The organism is Neobacillus sp. (assembly GCF_031988165.1).
Taxonomy (GTDB): Bacteria; Bacillota; Bacilli; order Bacillales; family Cytobacillaceae; genus Neobacillus; species Neobacillus rhizosphaerae.
Window position 1 is genome coordinate 103182 of record NZ_DALZYO010000007.1, and the last position, 17312, is coordinate 120493.

17 protein-coding genes are annotated in these 17312 nt (G+C 37.3%); 4 read left to right on the forward strand and 13 right to left on the reverse strand.

Translation table 11 applies throughout. From position 1 onward, the window contains the following. Positions 1 to 110: 110 nt before the first annotated feature. The 4 genes from RTR43_RS05975 to RTR43_RS05990 form a co-directional block, all read right to left on the reverse strand. Complete coding sequence (locus RTR43_RS05975; RefSeq protein WP_312470399.1) at positions 111 to 563, reverse strand: NUDIX hydrolase; 453 nt, start codon at positions 561 to 563, stop codon at positions 111 to 113. A 175-nt stretch (positions 564 to 738) separates the two neighbouring features. After that, complete coding sequence (locus RTR43_RS05980; RefSeq protein WP_312470400.1) at positions 739 to 1329, reverse strand: MOSC domain-containing protein; 591 nt, start codon at positions 1327 to 1329, stop codon at positions 739 to 741. A 154-nt stretch (positions 1330 to 1483) separates the two neighbouring features. Continuing rightward, complete coding sequence (locus RTR43_RS05985; RefSeq protein WP_312470401.1) at positions 1484 to 2125, reverse strand: hypothetical protein; 642 nt, start codon at positions 2123 to 2125, stop codon at positions 1484 to 1486. Positions 2126 to 2281: 156 nt separating this feature from the next. Continuing rightward, entirely contained in the window at positions 2282 to 3586 is a 1305-nt protein-coding gene (locus tag RTR43_RS05990) for an alkaline phosphatase (protein WP_312470402.1), read from the reverse strand. A 411-nt stretch (positions 3587 to 3997) separates the two neighbouring features. Between RTR43_RS05990 and RTR43_RS05995 the strand changes: the two genes are divergently transcribed. From RTR43_RS05995 to RTR43_RS06010, 4 genes are all read left to right on the forward strand, one after another. Then, complete coding sequence (locus RTR43_RS05995) at positions 3998 to 4402, forward strand: VOC family protein (protein WP_312470403.1); 405 nt, start codon at positions 3998 to 4000, stop codon at positions 4400 to 4402. A 133-nt stretch (positions 4403 to 4535) separates the two neighbouring features. Further along, on the forward strand, positions 4536 to 5621 hold the full coding sequence (locus tag RTR43_RS06000; protein ID WP_312470404.1) for a GerAB/ArcD/ProY family transporter: 1086 nt from the start codon (positions 4536 to 4538) through the stop codon (positions 5619 to 5621). Then, a complete protein-coding gene (locus tag RTR43_RS06005; RefSeq protein ID WP_312470405.1) occupies positions 5618 to 7036 on the forward strand; it encodes a spore germination protein in 1419 nt (472 codons plus the stop codon). Before RTR43_RS06000 ends, RTR43_RS06005 begins: the two co-directional genes overlap by 4 nt. 44 nt (positions 7037 to 7080) lie before the next feature. Next, positions 7081 to 8217, forward strand: coding sequence for a Ger(x)C family spore germination protein (locus RTR43_RS06010; RefSeq protein WP_312470406.1), 1137 nt, complete (start codon positions 7081 to 7083; stop codon positions 8215 to 8217). A 188-nt stretch (positions 8218 to 8405) separates the two neighbouring features. Here the strand turns inward: RTR43_RS06010 and RTR43_RS06015 are convergent, their stop codons facing one another. From RTR43_RS06015 to RTR43_RS06055, 9 genes are all read right to left on the reverse strand, one after another. Beyond that, positions 8406 to 9983 carry a cation:proton antiporter gene (locus tag RTR43_RS06015; protein WP_312470407.1) on the reverse strand — a complete coding sequence of 526 codons (1578 nt, stop codon included), beginning with the start codon at positions 9981 to 9983 and terminating at the stop codon, positions 8406 to 8408. 361 nt (positions 9984 to 10344) lie between these two features. Beyond that, positions 10345 to 11592 carry a sensor histidine kinase gene (locus tag RTR43_RS06020; protein WP_312470408.1) on the reverse strand — a complete coding sequence of 416 codons (1248 nt, stop codon included), beginning with the start codon at positions 11590 to 11592 and terminating at the stop codon, positions 10345 to 10347. Positions 11593 to 11600: 8 nt separating this feature from the next. Continuing rightward, on the reverse strand, positions 11601 to 12272 hold the full coding sequence (locus tag RTR43_RS06025; protein WP_312470409.1) for a response regulator transcription factor: 672 nt from the start codon (positions 12270 to 12272) through the stop codon (positions 11601 to 11603). A 96-nt stretch (positions 12273 to 12368) separates the two neighbouring features. Continuing rightward, positions 12369 to 13196 carry an RnfABCDGE type electron transport complex subunit D gene (locus tag RTR43_RS06030; protein WP_312470410.1) on the reverse strand — a complete coding sequence of 276 codons (828 nt, stop codon included), beginning with the start codon at positions 13194 to 13196 and terminating at the stop codon, positions 12369 to 12371. After that, positions 13197 to 14078 carry an FAD:protein FMN transferase gene (locus tag RTR43_RS06035; RefSeq protein WP_312470412.1) on the reverse strand — a complete coding sequence of 294 codons (882 nt, stop codon included), beginning with the start codon at positions 14076 to 14078 and terminating at the stop codon, positions 13197 to 13199. A 4-nt stretch (positions 14079 to 14082) separates the two neighbouring features. Continuing rightward, positions 14083 to 14544: an FMN-binding protein gene (locus tag RTR43_RS06040; RefSeq protein ID WP_312470413.1), complete on the reverse strand. Its 462-nt coding sequence runs from the start codon at positions 14542 to 14544 to the stop codon at positions 14083 to 14085. Between the two features lie 487 nt (positions 14545 to 15031). After that, positions 15032 to 15586, reverse strand: coding sequence for a class I SAM-dependent methyltransferase (locus RTR43_RS06045; RefSeq protein ID WP_312470414.1), 555 nt, complete (start codon positions 15584 to 15586; stop codon positions 15032 to 15034). A 657-nt stretch (positions 15587 to 16243) separates the two neighbouring features. Further along, the gene (locus RTR43_RS06050) at positions 16244 to 16945 is read right to left on the reverse strand and encodes an ABC transporter ATP-binding protein (protein ID WP_312470416.1); all 702 of its coding nucleotides are present in this window, start codon (positions 16943 to 16945) and stop codon (positions 16244 to 16246) included. Then, positions 16942 to 17310, reverse strand: coding sequence for a GntR family transcriptional regulator (locus tag RTR43_RS06055; RefSeq protein ID WP_312470417.1), 369 nt, complete (start codon positions 17308 to 17310; stop codon positions 16942 to 16944). Before RTR43_RS06055 ends, RTR43_RS06050 begins: the two co-directional genes overlap by 4 nt. Between the last annotated feature and the right edge of the window lie 2 nt (positions 17311 to 17312).

Here is a 17312-nt window from a genome sequence, read left to right on the forward strand (position 1 = left end):
TTTTATACGTTCTGCTTTTATTTTTGTTTCATTTTCTTATATATTACTTGTTTTAGGCACCCTCTACGAAAAATCTCCCTAATGTAAATAGACCTTCATCAATAGAAGGTCTAACTGAAGATACTATAATATTGTTGAATCAACTTCCTAACTAAAGGGGTTGTATGATTTGGTAATTCTCGTAAATCAAAGAATCCTGCATCAATCGATTCCTTTCCATCAATCCTGATGGTACTGGTTATAATATCTTTTGAAAAATAAGCAATCGTGACTGGATAGAATTCATCTCCATTTGGCAGTTTTCTAAAATACTGCTTACCTGAAAATACATCTACTAACTGAAGCTGGCCAAGTTCAACTCCTGTTTCTTCAAAAACTTCCCTTCTTCCAGCATCCTCAGCAGATTCACCTAATTCTAACAGGCCTCCTGGCAGCCCCCAGACGCCTTCAGGTCTTTTTTGTAATAGAATTTTTCCATGTTCATCTATTACCCCCACGACAGCACCTACTAAAATGAGCGGTCGCGTTCCAATTATTTCTCGCAAATCCTCAATATAGCCCATCTGCATCCTCCAAAAATTCTTCAATTATATCCGTCACTATATTTATTCGAGAAATGGTCATCTTTCCCTTTTGTTGTCCGTCAATTTTGTTTATTTAACCATCAGCTATGTATGAATCCATCCCCTTAATGAACCTCATGACCCAGTTATATACATTGACTTCATTCCACGTTATTTATTGCATTGGATTGGTAAAATCATTAATCAGGATCTGAACTTCATCCCCTTCGTGAATCATTCCCGGTCTTTCGACTGCACAAACGATTCCCCGCCGTTTGTAACCTGCACGCACAAAACGGAATGCCAGCTTCTCATGATCTTCATAATTCTTTTGGAGCACATCCCCAGGTAAGGTGCACGGCTGATTTTCTCCCATACAAATTAATCCTGCACCACTTGAAAAAAGGATACGTGAGCCCATGGTGAGTTTAGTTAAATCAGGAAATCCTTTTACTAAGAGATTAGCCCCTAACCACTCAGGCATTACTGACTCGACCGCTAATTCATCAGCAATCCTGGCTAACTCTTCCTCTGACACAATGGTAACTTGGCGGCGGTTTAGTATCTCTGTTCCTCTTGGATACATCGGCTGTCTTGAATCAGCCTTACTGGTCACCCCGAAATGGCGATCCCCTCTCATTCCCCCAAATTCAAGATTCACTTCTGAAATCCTTCTCGTCACAAATGTTTCTGGATCATCTGCCAATAATATCGCCTTTACCTTTGCCGGTACCTTTTCCACGAATAAAGCCCACCTTTCGCTCATTTCAATACGTTAATAATTATACAAGAGTCATCGGTTACATAAAAAGGTTCCACTTTCTGCTCTATCCTTCGCTATAAAGTTTCCCCTATCTGCTCCTTATACATCTAATTCTCTTACCTATTTCCTCTTTTATTAGAGGCTAAAAATTATCCACCTATTTTGGGATTATAATTTCCAGTTTCCCTTCCTGATTGATTATTTCGATCACCTTGTCAGCAAAGAGATATGGAGTATCATACCTGTCTTGCTTTTTGATGTCGACATAACAATTATTGGCGGTCAATACCGGAAAAACCGCATTGGTTTTTTTGAAAAGGTTTTGAGAAACCTCTATTTCCGCCATCAAGATCATCTGTTTATTGGAGAGGGCAAAAAATAGTTTACCAATTTCTCTCTCGGTTTCATCGGTAATTTTGACCTGCTGCAGGATGGAAATCAGGCAGACAACAAAATCATTTATCTTTTCATTGGTTAACCCTGCTAACTGATACTCCGCCAATGTCTGGTTGATACCTTTTTTCATTTCCTTGAAGGGAAATACATCTTCAATCCTAATAGCTGTATTCGTTTTTCCCAGGCTTTCAAATTTTTTCCTTATTTCAAACAGATAATCCTTGATATAGCCATTGTGCTGGTCTCGATTCGCAACAAAATCTGCCAGCTCATTGATACAGTGTATCTCTTTGCTCCGATTTCGAATTAAAAGCAAAAATGTATAGGCATCCTTCTCATCAAACGTATTATCGATCAACTTGCTATAGTAGTAATTTAGTAACGATTGCTCTTTAGTATCCATTGGTCTGCTCCTAGATGAAATATTCATATCTTAACTATTGTACAACTTTTCAGTTTAAGAGAACAAACCGAAATAGCGTTCCAGATAGCATTTGTGGTGTTGTGTTAAAGCATCGAGAGTCAGGCACCAATCTTTCTACACGGATCCGATCCCAGCTTAATCAATAATCTGAAATAGAATCCTGGCAATTTCACTGTTTTCCATTCTTCCACTAAACAAATGTCTATTGAGACCAAATGCATAAATGGGAACATCTTCACCTGTATGTCCTTTTGTTGTCCAGCCCGTACTGGAATAGTTATTGATGATGTTAATCAGAGCTTGCCGTGTATCTTCTACTTCCATTTCTAACGTTGATTGTATGGTTTTTACGTCCTCTTCCTGAAGAGTAACGTGCATATGCTGCCTTAAGGTTGTCATATCTTTCGTTTCATGCAATCGTGTTGCCATAACAAACGGTGTCGATGTAATGGATTTAATCACACTTGGATTCCATTTATAGTTATCATTGCGATCGATACTCATCCCTCCAGTGGAGTGATCAGCTGTCGCAATTACAATCGTATCTTCCCGATTTGAGGCGAAGTGAATCGCCTCTTGAAACGCTGCTTCAAAGTCTTTAAGCTCACTCATTACCCCTACGATATCATTGTCATGCCCCGCCCAATCAATTTGACTTCCTTCTACTAATAGAAAAAAACCATTTGGATTTTGCTGCAAACGTTGAAGAGCAGCTTTCGTCATTTGTGGAAGTGATGGAACAGATGGATCTCGATCTATCTGTTTCGGCAATTCAATCGGTGCGAATAAACCTATGAGCTTCTCGTTTTTATTTGTGACAAGCTCTTGTAAATTTGTTACATAACCAAATTGATTTTTTACAAACTCTTCGATTAAATTTCGGTCCTTTCGACAGAAATAAGAGGTTCCTCCCCCAAGCATCACGTCGATTTTATGTTTGCCTTCAATTTGTTCATCAAGGTAATCATCGGCAATTTGATCATATTGATCTCTGGATTCATTATGTGCGGCGAACGCCGCCAGTGTGGCGTGATTAATTTGACTTGTTCCAACCAGCCCCGTAGATTTGCCACGAAATTTAGCATATTCTAAAACGGTCGGAACGACTTGTTTATCCACGTTCACGCCAAGGGCACCGTTATAGGTTTTATAACCGGTTGATAAAGCAGTTCCTGCTGCCGCGGAATCTGTAATATTACTTTCTGTATCCAATGAATAGGTAGATTGGGAACCGACGAAGTATTGATCAAATATAGTGGGATTCATGAATCCTTTTTGGGAATCATGATTGAAATAACGAAGACCGGTGGTATATGAAAAACCCATCCCATCGCCGATAAGGACGATGACATTTTTTACTTTTTTTGTTCCGTTGTTTTTTATAATAGGATGGAATGGATTCAAACGATAATCTTTTTTCTGAATGGTGGAATGTAACATAGTTAACAACACCTTTCTTTATTGAGCCAACCTCGATTTTTTCTGCGCCTATCATTTTTATAAAACGAGCGGAATACCTTATGACACCCCATTTATAACATAAAAAGAGAAGAAACAATCAGGTATCACAATAGTTTTACAAAACTCTAACAATTCTTAATGATTCAGCATTGGGGTCAGAAGCCAATATTCTCATTGTTTATGAAATTCCTACAAAATACGACATTTTCACACTATCTTTACAATCATTTAATGCTTTCATAGTAAATTAAGAATAGACGTAAAATAATAAAAATCTAGGATAAAAACAAACCAAAAGTGGCGTTTTAAAGAGAATAAATCTTTAAAAATTGGTATATTGGTATCATGGTTTTACCAGTACTTATTATCAATTGAAAAGAGGAAGTTTTCATGACAAACAATTTTGTTCATCATTTGTGTATCCAAACGAATTCTTATAAGGAGACGTTGAGCTTTTATACGCAAGGATTAGGGTTTAAAGTGGTACAAGAATCTCCCAATTTCCATGGGAGAGACTTTAATACCTGGATACAATTAGGTGATTTTTATATTGAACTACAAACGGGAAAATACAATGAAATACTTAGTGATGGAAATACAAATAGTCAAGGCCTAGCACATTTTTGCCTTTGGGTTGAGGATTTAAACGCGGAGATTACTCGTCTAAGGAAATTAGACGTTGAATTTTTAACAAAGAATAATGAAGCCATTTATCATGTTGAAAACGGCTACTTATGTAAAGTGAAAGCTCCTGAAGGAACAATTGTAGAACTTCGTGACAACAGGGGTATTTAGTGTTTAGATTTTGATAAGAAGTGGGAGACTTTCAAAATTTCCACCCTACTGACTCCTCACAGTGGGGTGTGAATAAATTATTGTAAAAAAGGGACGATAGTACTATCCGCGGATTATTGAGGAGGATAAGAAAATGAGATCTCCGGTATCGCTTGTACAAACTGTGATGATTATCATGCTTAGTACTGGGCTTTTAAATCATGTAATCATCATCCCTATCTTGCTTGATGCAGCGAAACGTGATGCCTGGGTTTCTGTATTGTTAGCCAGTGCATGTTCTCTTGTTTGGATTGCATTGTTGCACACCGGAATCCTCAAAATACGTAAGCAGCACCTCTTTGAGTGGCTAAAGCAAGCTTATCATCCAATAGTGGGTCACTTGCTTGCCATAGTAGCAAGCGTATATCTGTTTGTGTTATGTGCTGTTACAGTTAGGGACACTGTTCATTGGATCCATCTTGCTTTCTCTCCGAATACCCCAGTCCTTATTCTTACCCTTATATTGGTTCTTATTTCTGCAATCAACGCTTTTATGGGAATTCATTCTTTGGCTAATACTGCCGGAGTTTTGTTACCGTTTGTCATTATCTTGGGTATTTTTGTTATGCTCGCAAATATACCTCATAAAAATTATTCTTTCTTAAAACCTATTTTGGCTCATGGAATGCAGCCTGCATGGGACGGAACCATTTATGTGGGTGCTGGGTTTGTTGAGGTTTTTATGCTCTTCTTTTTGCAACATCATATTCGGTCGCGTATATCTTATCGTTCATTAGCGATCATTATTCTGCTGATAATGGGGCTAACCATTGGTCCTTTAATTGGGGCAATCATTGAATTTGGACCTGAGGAAGCGGCAAAGCTCAGATTTCCCGCATATGAAGAATGGAGATTAGTGACAATTGGTCGATACGTAGAGCATTTAGATTTTTTAAGTATTTATCAATGGTTTTGTGGTGCATTTTTGAGAATTTCATTGATGATGTTTTTAATCATCGATGTGTTCAATATTCAAAATAATAAAAATAAAGTGATAACTCTTAGTATTATGTTTTTAATATTAGTTGGTATTACTGTCATTCCTTATAGTGATCCGTTTTTTTTGCATCTTATGTCAAAATATATACTCCCGTATTCATTATTTGGCATCCTTATATTTTCTTTGATTGTTGTTGGGCTAATTAACTTCGGCTATCGAAGGGAGAAATTAAACCCTTGAATATAAATAACAGTTTTCAAAATAAATCACCACTTGAAGCAATAACAGGATTGCTTGATTCAAGTTCGGACATAAAAAAAATCACGCTCCCCTTTTCTCAAGGGATTCAGGGAACTGCTGTTCATCTAGTTTACTGTGAAGGATTGTGCGACAGTACAAAAGTGGAACAATACATCATTCCAAATTTAAAAAACATGACAAATCAGTTTCCTTTGTTAACCGTTCCAGACTTTCAACAAAATGTTCCATTTCACATGACCGCTCTTCAAATGGACCAATTTGAAAAATCAATTATAGATACTGTATTACATGGTGAACTCTTGCTTTTGTTTGTTCCTTCGAACAACATGTTTTCTGTAAATTTAGCCAATCCCCCAAAAAGAGATCCGGAGGAAGCAAATACAGAGATTTCAATGAGAGGTCCAAAAGATGGGTTTACTGAAGAAGCGATGATAAACATTGCGCTTATTAGAAAAAGACTCAAAACCGAATTATTGGCAGTAGAAGAATACACCATTGGCTCGCAAACGGCCACAAAAGTTCATCTTTTATACCTGAAAAACGCAATTGAACCAAACACGTTACATGAAATTAAGACAAAACTGTTGAACATACACGTAAACGGGATTGTAAGCAGTAATCAACTGGAAGAAATTTTGACCAGATTTTCATTATTCCCATTATTCGCCTATACTGGAAGACCTGATTTTGCCGTTAATTCCCTTCTTCACGGTAAATTTGTACTGGTAGTCGGAGGTTCACCAACAGTATTAATCGCACCAATTAATTTTAATTTTTTATTAAATACTTCCGAAGATGCTAATTTGAATAATTTCTTTGTGGCATTTACCAGGTTTTTAAGAATAAGCGGAGTGGCACTTGCCTTGTTTTTGCCTGGTTTTTGGATAGCACTCGCAACCTATCATCAAGATCAGCTGCCTTTCACTTTTCTTGCGACATTAGTGAATTCTAGACAAGGCGTGCCACTGCCAGTTCCGCTGGAGGCGCTCGTTATGTTGCTCCTGTTTGAGATATTTCGTGAAGCTGGTTTAAGGCTGCCATCTTCCTTTGGCCAAACATTATCGGTTGTAGGAGGACTAATTATCGGTCAAGCAGCCATTAGCGCCGGGATTGCAGCTCCTGGGATTATTGTTATTATTGCCATTTCAGTGCTCTCCACCTTTACTTTGGTAAATCAGTCTTTGGTTGGTGTTTTCAGCTTGATTCGGATTGTGGTGTTAATAATCAGTGGCATTTTTGGTTTGTTTGGAGTGTTAATATGTTTGTTGTCTTTTATTCTTTACTTGGTAAATTTACGTTCCTTTGGCATGTATTATATGACTCCTCTTTCCCCGCCAAGTTTCCAAGAAATATACAAAATCTTCTTTCGAATGCCATGGGGGAGAAAAAAATAACTGTTTATTTTTTTGATAAGCAGAAAAAAGGAAAGACGATTACCATGAAATTTACTCAAAACATTCTTGTCATTTTGCTGCTCTCTCTTTTGCTTACTGGTTGTTGGGGAGCAAAAGAGATTGAACACATGATCTATGTTAACTCTGTTGGAGTAGATTATAGGAACGGTAAAGTGATTATTTACTTACAGATGATAAACTTTAGTGGAATAGCAAAAAAGGAATCAGGGCAGTCTCAACGACAAAAGACATATGTTGCAAAAGGAGAAGGATATTCTTTCGATGCTGCCATTTTCAATTTGTATTCATCAATCCCACAAAAAATTGCTTGGAGTCATGTTAAAACCATTGTTTTTAGCGAAAAAGCTTTAAAGCGTGGTGTTGTTAACGAGGTTTTAGACGTTTGGGATAGATATTATGAATTTCGGTATACAGTTTGGACCATGGCTACTAAAGAACCTATCGAGGAAGTATTTAATACCCCTTCGACTGCGGAATTATCGGTTCTTTATTCTCAGTTAAATAGCCCTTTAAACCCATACACCCAAAGTTCAGAAATTGCCCCACTATATCTTTACGAGTTTATCCGGAAATGGAATGAAGATGGACAAACCGTCCCGTTACCGTATTTAACCATCGTGAGAGACTGGACAGAGAATAAGAAGATTTCGCCCAAACTCAAACCTGGCGGGATTTGTTTTCTTGAAAACAAGCAATTCAAAAGGTGTTTGGCTCGTCGTTATCTCTTAGGACTCCGTTGGTTGGAAAAAAAAACGGAGCGTACACCTATAGAAATTAAAGAAAAACAATCTGTGAGGGCTATTTTAGTAATGAATAAAATAAAATCATCCATTAAGCCGAAGGTAACAGCTGGTAAAGCCACCTTCAATATTAAAATCTCGATGCAGGCAACCATCCCAGAAATAAAAGAACATTTTAAGGAAAAGGAACTTGAGAAATTAGCAGCTCGAGAAGTAAAAAAGCAAATAATGGGGACCTACCTCAAAGGTCTTGAATTAGGGGTTGATGTTCTTGGACTGTCAGAAACCATATACAGAGATAAGCCAAACGAGTGGAACAGACTGGAAGAAGGCGGCAAACTTCCTTTAGACAAAAGTAGCATTGCATCCATTGATGTAAAAGTAAAGCTTATAAGTGGTGGAATTTCCAAGGTAAAGTAGCGTTTATTGCGAAGGGAAGTCGAGGGTTGAATGGCAAAGGGTAATCTATTGCCTACTTCATGTAATAATCTGCATGATTATCATCCATTGCCATTACTTGTTAGCGTGATTTTACCTTAGTTTATTCTATTAAGATTATCAGTGAACCAATTTGAACCGTGAGGGTGACAAAAAGTAACTTATTTCCGCTAATGAGATTCCTCTAATTTCACAAGATTGTTTGTAATCTGGTCGTGTTCTTTTGCGGCGACTTCATTAGAAATGATGTCTTCCTTTAGCAGGATTTCAATAGCTTCGTGCTGAGCATATAAGGAATGTTTTTGTAAGATGGTTTGCTGTTTCACTTTTAGTTCAGGATATTTTTGAAAAAGAAGTTCCATTTCACTTTGTAATTTAACAAGTTCTTGTTGATATTGATTGACGATCTCATTTGCAACGGTTTCCGTTATAAATAAGTTCTTTTTTACCTTATTTATTTCTGATATGGCTGTCTCAAATCGGTGACCACGTGCGATCAGTTCCTCATACACCACATAGCCTTTTTCTTTTTTATTCTCACCTAAGAATGTTAAAAGCGGTTTAATCGAAAGTCCTTGAACGACTAATGAGAACAACACCACACTAAAAGCTAGGATCAAAATCTCCTCCCGTCCCACAAAATCTCTGGGTAGGCTTAGAACAAGAGCAATCGATAATGACCCTTTTAGGCCTCCCCAATTAATGATATGCTTCCACGAGTTTGGGAAATTTTTAATAAACAATAAGCTTATGTACACGGCAAAACTCCTAGCAAATAAAACAATTACTATCGCTAAAACAATAAAACCCCATTTGTCCGCTAGATTAATTCTTGTGATTTCTAATCCAACCATTAGAAATACAAGAGAGTTTGCCAGTAATGCAGCAACATCCCAAAAGTTATTAATATTTAACTTTGTCGTGGGGCTCATCCCAATTTTTGCTCCATAATTCCCCAAAATAAGAGCGGCAACAACCACGGCAATTACTCCTGATGCATGAACACTTTCAGCGAGCAAAAAGGAACCGTAAAAAAGAATCATGCTAAAAATAATTTCCAAAGGATAATCATCAAAGTATTTGGTTAAATGTGAAAATCCATAGCCAAGGGCTCCACCAATGATGAGACCAAGAGAAATCACCTTAAAAAATTCCCATAAACCAAGGCCTGCTCCTTCGATCCCAAGCTCAATATATGTTAGTAAATAAAAGGCAGATATTTTAAAAAAGACAACCGCTAATCCATCATTAAACAAGCTTTCTCCCTCTATTACCGTAGCCAACTTTTTGTTTACGCCCACACTTTTAAAAATGGATAGTACACTTACTGGATCGGTTGCACTCATTAAGGCCGCAAATACAAACGCTGCTGGGATAGAAAAATTTAAAAGCCAGATTGCCAGAAAACCGATGATGACAAATGATAACAAGGTTCCGCCAAATGCTAAAGCAATAATAGGATTTTTATTTTCTCTAAGGTGGGAGAAAGGAAGCTTTAATGCTGCTTCTCCTAATAACGAAGGTAAAAATAAAGTGATAATAACAAAGTGAAAAACTTCTCCTTGGGTTATTAATTGTTTTAGAGGCTCTAACACCGGAATATTTACAAGACCAATAATTGTACCCACAATGACGAGCGCAATCGGATAAGGCTTTTTAAACTTTTTGGCAATAGCGGTAATACCAGCAGCAATCATAACTAAAATTAGACCGAGTTCAAATATATGATGTAAATCTAAATCATGCACCGATTGAAACCCTCCTTAATTTTAAATAGTTCCTGTCCCATCCAGTTTTTAATTGAGGCCATTCCACTATAAACAGGGGAATCCGCCAAGATTATCTGAACTCTTCCCTTTCGGAAAAACCCTTCTTCCTTAATAAAGTAGCAGCAACGGGATTCACCATACATGTATATATGGTCACATTTATTATATGACTATTTGGTAACATGTACTCTGTTTGCTTCGTTTTAAATAAAGTATCTGATTACTCTTCAAAAAAGGTGCCAGACCCCAAGTGTGTTAATACGTTAACTTTTCGGGGTTTGGCACCTATAAATTTGAGGATTCAGTATTATTTTGAAATGGTGTGCTTTTTAGCTAAAAACTAATTTTTATTTTTTAGAGGGAGGCTGACTAAAACATGGGTCCCTTCCCCTTCTTTGCTCATAATACGAATTTTGCCTGAATGGGATTGAATAATCCATCTTGCTATAGAAAGCCCCAAACCAGCTCCTTCTAAATGACGAGTTCTGGATTTATCACCACGGTAGTATCGATCAAAAATGTAGGGAAGATCTTCCTTCGGTATACCAATCCCTGTATCAGATATTTCAATGATTGTGCGCGAATTTTTCACACTGCCTTTAATGGAAATGGTTCCATTTTCCTTTGTGTATTTGAGAGCATTGTCTAATAGAATGACAAACAATTGTTTTAGTCTCTCTTTATCGCCAATCATCTTAATTGGGTGAATGTCAGCTGTTAACTGAATATTTTTTAAGATTGCTAGCGTTTTAAAATCCTTAACCGCTTGATGGAGTATCTCATCTAACTGGATGGTCTCTTGGATCAGCTGCAGCTGATTGGAATCAGAGCGCGCTAAGGTCAGTAAATCGGATGCCATTTTTGACAGGTAGTTAATTTCTTGAATGGCCTGATGAATGGTCTCACTTTCCTGTTCGACACTATGATCAGGATGACGAAATAAATGCTCTAAATTCAACTTCATAACTGAGAGTGGTGTGCGCAATTCATGTGAGGCATCTGCCACAAATTGCTGCTGCTTCTCCCAGGACATCTTGATCGGTATTAATGCTTTATTGGCAAGATAGATTCCTGCTAGGATAGCGATAAATACACTTAATAATGAGCCAAAACCGATAACCATAAGTAAATGAGATAACATTTCATTTTCTCGTTTTAGGTTATATACCACTTGGATTTTCTGTACAGGTGAATAGTTTTTATACGTTGAAACAGATATATTGATAAAGCGATAGGATTCCGTTCCAATAGTTGTTGATTGCAGCCCTTCCTTATTTAACAATTGCGAAAAACGGTCCGTACCTACATGGGTAATGGAGTTGCTAGGAATCACCTGGTTTAGCTTATTACCTTTCCCCCATAGTAGATAGACAAGCCGATGATTTTCTTCACGCTCCTGGTTTAATTCCGTTCCCATTCTCTCCCTTTCGTGGAGCAGGTGATTTTTCTTTTCTAAAATATTTTGATCCACTTGATGGTACAAACTATAGTACGTATAAAAATAAATAAGAGCCCCAAAAGTATTTTGGAGAATAAAAAAGACAAGTGCATTAAGAATGACAAGCCGGCGTTTCGTTTTTTTAAACATGGGTTCGACTACTCCTTCAACATATATCCCACACCACGGACAGTCCGAATCAGACGTTCAGAGTCAAAAGGAGCTAATTTTTTCCGTAAATAGTGGATGTAAAGATCAACAATGGCGTCTGTTGTTTCCGATTCAATTCCCCATACCCTTTGAAAAATTTGTTCCCTCGTTAAGATTTGTTCTTTATTTTGAATCAAATAAAAAAGTAATTCATATTCTTTAATGGTCAATTTTAAACCATCATTATTGATAAAACCTTCATGCTGATTGGTATCTAAGAGAATCGGACCATAAGTTATTTTTCCTTCCAATCCGATTTTCCCCGACCGACGGAGCAACGATCTGACTCTTGCTAAAAATTCTTCGGTTGCAAACGGCTTCACGATATAGTCATCTGCGCCATAATCTAGGCCCTTTACTCGATCTTCAATCCGGTCCTTGGCCGTAAGGAACAATGTAGGTGTTTGATACCCTTCACTCCGTAATTTTCTCATCAATGAAAACCCATCCATTTTCGGGAGCATAATATCAAGGGTGATCAAATCGTACTCACACAATGAAGCCATTAAATAGCCTTCTTCCCCATTTTCAGCTTGGTCCACCTCGTATTCTTCTTCCTCTAATATAGTTGAAATGATTCGTCTTAATGGTAAATCATCTTCTACGACCAATACACGCATTCTCCCCTGCCAACTCCCTTAAAATCTTCATAGAATATAGTATTCCCCAACGTTTTTCAACTAAAATTTTACAAAAATTTGCGTAGATAGCCAATTCTATTTACCAAGAACTCGATGTGTTGGTTTTACCTGTTGCCTAAGAGCAGACACCTTTGAAGATGAGCGTTTATTGAGGTAACTATAAAGGTTCCCGATACACAACCCGATAAACAAATAGGTTAGACCACCGAATATTCCATAAACAAGAATTCCTGATACTGCAGACAGAATACCGAAAATGACTTGATTCTTAACTTTAGCTGGCGATGTTGGTGGATCTGTGAGCATAAAAAAGCCAAAAAATAGGGTAGCATTGATAAATGGCGGCCGTAGTGCATCAGCTGCATTTCCAACGTTGAAATAACCCATAAGAAACAGCAAGATAAAAAAGACTCCCAGAAATGAAAAAACTTGAGGGTATTTATTCACTCGATCGGTTACGATATATCCACCAACCAAGAGAAAAATAATCATCCACGAAGGAAGATCCCCAAAAGCTCCCCACCAACTTTGCCCTGTATGAAAAATAAAAATCGATAGCAGTAAACCAAAGGCGGCTGGATTAAAAATTGGTTTCTTCTTATAGACCAATAGATGCTTAGACAAGATGGCCATAACAGCCGTTCCTGCCACAATAGCCCAAGATGTCGTAAAACTCAAAATCAGAGAAATGATTAATCCGGTAATAACTGAACCATCCTTACTGCCTTTTTTATTCGTAATCGTGCAATAGAGGAAGTTTACAGCTAATGATATACTAACCGCGATGATACTATTCAAAATGCCCATTATATTTTTTGAGCCGATGGAAGCGATAATAAGATAAGCAACCATAGCAATGGTGACATAGCCCTTTGGAGTTTTCATCCATTTCTTTGCAGTCAATTAAATCCCTCCAGCTCTAACAATTTGTAAATCGGATTTGATGAGTAATCCTTTCATATCTAGTTCTTCAATCAGCCTTTTCCCTTTGTTTGCACCAAGCAGAAATGATGCTGTGGAAAAAGCATCTGCCATCATCGCGAATGGGGCGATCACACTACAACTAATCAATTCATTGGGTGAGTGTTTTGTTTTCGGATTCATTAAATGATGCAAATCTGGTCTATTCGGACTCCTTCGCTCATAACTTCCGGATGTGCAGATCGCTTCATCAGAAATTTCAATGGTATTCATTATTTCATCTTTTTGAAGGGGGTGCTGGATACCGATTTTCCACGGATTCCCCTTTTCGTCCACTCCGCCTGCAAACAGATCGCCACCAGCATTGACGACAAATCCTGCAAACTCCTTCAACTCATTTACAGCCAAATCAATCGCGAACCCTTTGGCCACAGCCCCTAAATCAATAACTAAAGGCTTTTTCAAGGTTAATGTCCTTGCTCGTAGATCTAAGACGATATCGTGAAAACTAACGGAATCAGAAGATGGACTTTCCATTAAATCCCCAGTTAAATAATGGCGATTAAATCCATTCTCTTCCATCACCTTTCCCACCGTAGGATCGAATAAACCATCCGTCAACTTTGCTATTTCGATAGCAAGCAAAAGGGGTTCAAATAAAAAAGGACTAATTTCCACTGGTGTTCCGATTATTTGGCAAGCCTGCATTAATTCACTTGAAGGGGTAAAACGACTGCAAGCTTGCTCAACTTTTTGAAAAGCGGTAAACGCACGATTTATTTTCTCTTCCATCTTTTCCTTTGATTTCTCCGTGACTACCTGTATATCTACAAGGGTATCCATATACAATTTCGCTTTTTTCATTTTGTTAACCTGCTACGTTCTGGGCTTGATTAAGGGCATCTTGTATCGCATCCTCGAATGCTTGCGTACTATAAGTTGCACCTGATACATTCATTACTTGAGCGCTTTGCTTCTGCACTACTTCATCTGGCAGCCCCACTACGTCACTTTCCGTATAATGCATAGCAAAATGGCTAATTTCAACATCGGTAATTTTATCGCTTCTAATGGTTACTTGTACATCAATGGATCCACGTCTATTCATTCCTGTACCATTAAATGTACCATCTTTATACAGGCTATTTGTTTTGTTGCTGATTCCATTAGAATTACTTAAGGTACTGCTTTTTGTTTGAAAGCTATTTTCAACATGATGTATCGGTTGACCTATGGTTGCCTGGGTTTCTGTAGTAAAATAACCAGCTGAGTAAACTGCTGCAAGGGCAGTAGAACAAAGGAGTACCCACTTTTTATCCTTTTTTTTCATTTGAAAATCCTCCTAACACTTTTCGTACTCAGTACTTTAGACAAGAAAAGTATAGCTTAGCAAAATTAGAATTTTCTTAGAAATGGGTACTTGATTCCTATGAATGGAAATACAAATAGTCAACATCTAGCACATTTTTGCCTATGGGTTGAGAATTTAAACGCAGAGATTACTCGTCTAAGAAAATTAGACGTTGAATTTTTACCGAAGAATAATGAAGCCATTTATCATGTGAAAACGGCTACTTATGTAAAGTGAAAGCCCCTGAAGGAACAATTGTAGAACTTCGCGACAACTGAGGTATTTAGTTGGAAGAAATATAAGCCAATGAATTTATCGCAAAAAGATTACGAACAGTGACGATCACTGTTCGTAATCTTTTTTCTTATATCAAAATCCCAGGATTCCCATACATTTCATTTCTAGCCTGAAATGTCACGATTATTATTGCTACATCGCTTTTTTGAGTAAGTTCATCCATTTAAAATTACAGCTCACGTTTTCCACATTTAAAGACCCATGCTGGAGGTACATTTATCCAAGTGAATCCGGTATCCATTATCCGAAAGTATCGATTAAATTTCCTTTTGAGTAGCAAGGAATATTGAAAGGCAACAAATACCCCGTTACTTGCCAATGAATCATTAATTGTTTGTAACAATTGATGCTGCAATTCATTCGAGAAATTGGTAAATGGAAGACCGGAAACGATCAAATCAAAAGGACGGTTTGTTTCTTTTACCACTTCCTTCAGTTGCAACGCATCATTATACAGTGGAAGTTGCGGAAAGCGTTGATGCAAATTATCCTTAAACTTATTATTTTTTTCGAACAAATAGAATTCACTTGAAGAGGTCCTCTCTTGCTGAATATATTGTGTGAATACACCTGTTCCTGGACCAAGTTCAGCAATCTGATTCATTTTATGCCAAGGTATAGTTACTGGAAGCATTTTTCTAATTAAAAAACCTGAACTAGGAATCACGCTGCCTACCTGACTTGCATTTGTTAAAAACTCACCAAAAAACAATCCACTATTCATTCGATCCCCACCTTCTTTTCCAGCAAATATAAGCTACCGAAAAAATAGATAAGACTTAGCAGGATTGATACGAACAACGGCTGCATAGTAAACAAAACTATAATCGAAATTACACATCCAACAAAAAAGGTAATGAAGGTAATGAACTGAGAAAATCTTCGGAAGCATTTCCCTAAAAGTGTACTAAAGAAACATAAAAAAATGAGACATGTTACGGAAAACATGATTTCTGTAATGAACAGCCCTTTAGACCAATTCAAGGTGATGAGAGGCTCTACTCTAAATAATAATCCTTTTTGAAGCCAATTTTGTACGCTTAAGCCTGTTAACATAACCACCGAAATGAGCAAAAACTCTATTAAAATCGAAATATACTTAGAAATGAGCAAATATGTCCTTGGGACCGGAAGAGATAATAATTGGAAAATGGCATGTTGTTTCCATTCTTCCCTCCAGGTTGAAAAGCAATTTAGTAAAGGAATGTAGAGTACTGCAAAAAAAACAATTATATTAAGTGTCATTACGAAATTGTATCCCGTTTGAGGAATGTTTAATTGAAATGGAAGCAGGGCTAGTATGATGTTTGAGATAAGAATTACGCCAAGATTAATAAATATAGTATTTCTTCTATTTCGCAGGTCAGTCTTTAATAGACGTTTAAATGCGTGCATGGTTATACACCTCTTCCAAGATATCCATCAAAGACATGGATTTTTCCATTTTAAGTGATTCTACATGTCCCTTAAGTAGCAGTTTCCCTTCGTGTATAAATACCACCTCGTCGAGGAGTTTTTCCACTTCGGCTATTTCATGAGTGGTGATAATGATTGTTTGACCTTCTTCTACAAAATCATCCACGATAGCTGTTGCGATCTGTTGTCTTGCAAATGGATCAATTCCTGAAAAGGGTTCATCAAGAAGTAAATATTTCACTTGGCGGCTTAATGCCAAAAGTAATTTTATTTTAGCCTTTGTACCTTTTGAGGCATCTTTGATAAAAGTGTCTTTCTCTAATTCGAAAAATTCCAACAATTTATGTGACTTTTTAACGTTCCAATCCCAGTAAATGTCTTTCATGTATTGCATGACATCAGATAATTTCATCCAAGGATACCAGACATCAATGTCAGGTAGATAGGCCATCATTCCTCTTGTCGATAAGGAAGGCACTTTTCCATCAATGGTAATTCTTCCGTTATCCAAACGCTGCAGCCCCATCAAAACCTTGAGTAATGTCGATTTCCCTGCCCCATTCGTCCCAAGCAAACCGATGATTTTTCCTTCTTCTATAGTAAAAGATAGTGCATCTAATGCCTTTTTACTTCCAAACTTTTTTATAGCATGATCCACTTCAATCATTGTAACTTTCCCCTCTCCAAATACTTTTTAATAATGTCCAAAATTTCATTATCCTCTTTTCCGAATGACCTCAGCATCTCAATGCTTTGGCTTACCGCATCAAATAACACATTTTCTCGTAAAGATTCGAGCATTTCCTGATCGCTTGTCATAAAGCTTCCCTGTCCCCTGACGGTCACAATTAAATTCATGTCCTCCATTTCCTTATAAGCTCTCTGAATCGTATTAGGATTTACACCTAATCTTTTGGCCAGCTCACGTCTAGAGGGGATTTCTTGCCCTAAATGATAGGTGCCATTAATGAACTTTATTTTGATGTCATTAATAATTTGAGAGTAAATTGGCTCCCTCTGATTAAATTCCATAA

Coding starts and splice junctions, on each gene's coding strand:
- RTR43_RS05980 (WP_312470400.1), bottom strand. CDS start 1,329: ATGAGCGAAAGGTGGGCTTTATTCGTGGAAAAGGTACCGGCAAAGGTA.
- RTR43_RS06020 (WP_312470408.1), bottom strand. CDS start 11,592: ATGTTTAAAAAAACGAAACGCCGGCTTGTCATTCTTAATGCACTTGTC.
- RTR43_RS06050 (WP_312470416.1), bottom strand. CDS start 16,945: ATGATTGAAGTGGATCATGCTATAAAAAAGTTTGGAAGTAAAAAGGCA.
- RTR43_RS06055 (WP_312470417.1), bottom strand. CDS start 17,310: ATGGAATTTAATCAGAGGGAGCCAATTTACTCTCAAATTATTAATGAC.
- RTR43_RS06040 (WP_312470413.1), bottom strand. CDS start 14,544: ATGAAAAAAAAGGATAAAAAGTGGGTACTCCTTTGTTCTACTGCCCTT.
- RTR43_RS06010 (WP_312470406.1), top strand. CDS start 7,081: ATGAAATTTACTCAAAACATTCTTGTCATTTTGCTGCTCTCTCTTTTG.
- RTR43_RS05985 (WP_312470401.1), bottom strand. CDS start 2,125: ATGGATACTAAAGAGCAATCGTTACTAAATTACTACTATAGCAAGTTG.
- RTR43_RS05975 (WP_312470399.1), bottom strand. CDS start 563: ATGGGCTATATTGAGGATTTGCGAGAAATAATTGGAACGCGACCGCTC.
- RTR43_RS06035 (WP_312470412.1), bottom strand. CDS start 14,078: ATGAAAAAAGCGAAATTGTATATGGATACCCTTGTAGATATACAGGTA.
- RTR43_RS06000 (WP_312470404.1), top strand. CDS start 4,536: ATGAGATCTCCGGTATCGCTTGTACAAACTGTGATGATTATCATGCTT.
- RTR43_RS05995 (WP_312470403.1), top strand. CDS start 3,998: ATGACAAACAATTTTGTTCATCATTTGTGTATCCAAACGAATTCTTAT.
- RTR43_RS06025 (WP_312470409.1), bottom strand. CDS start 12,272: ATGCGTGTATTGGTCGTAGAAGATGATTTACCATTAAGACGAATCATT.
- RTR43_RS06045 (WP_312470414.1), bottom strand. CDS start 15,586: ATGAATAGTGGATTGTTTTTTGGTGAGTTTTTAACAAATGCAAGTCAG.
- RTR43_RS05990 (WP_312470402.1), bottom strand. CDS start 3,586: ATGTTACATTCCACCATTCAGAAAAAAGATTATCGTTTGAATCCATTC.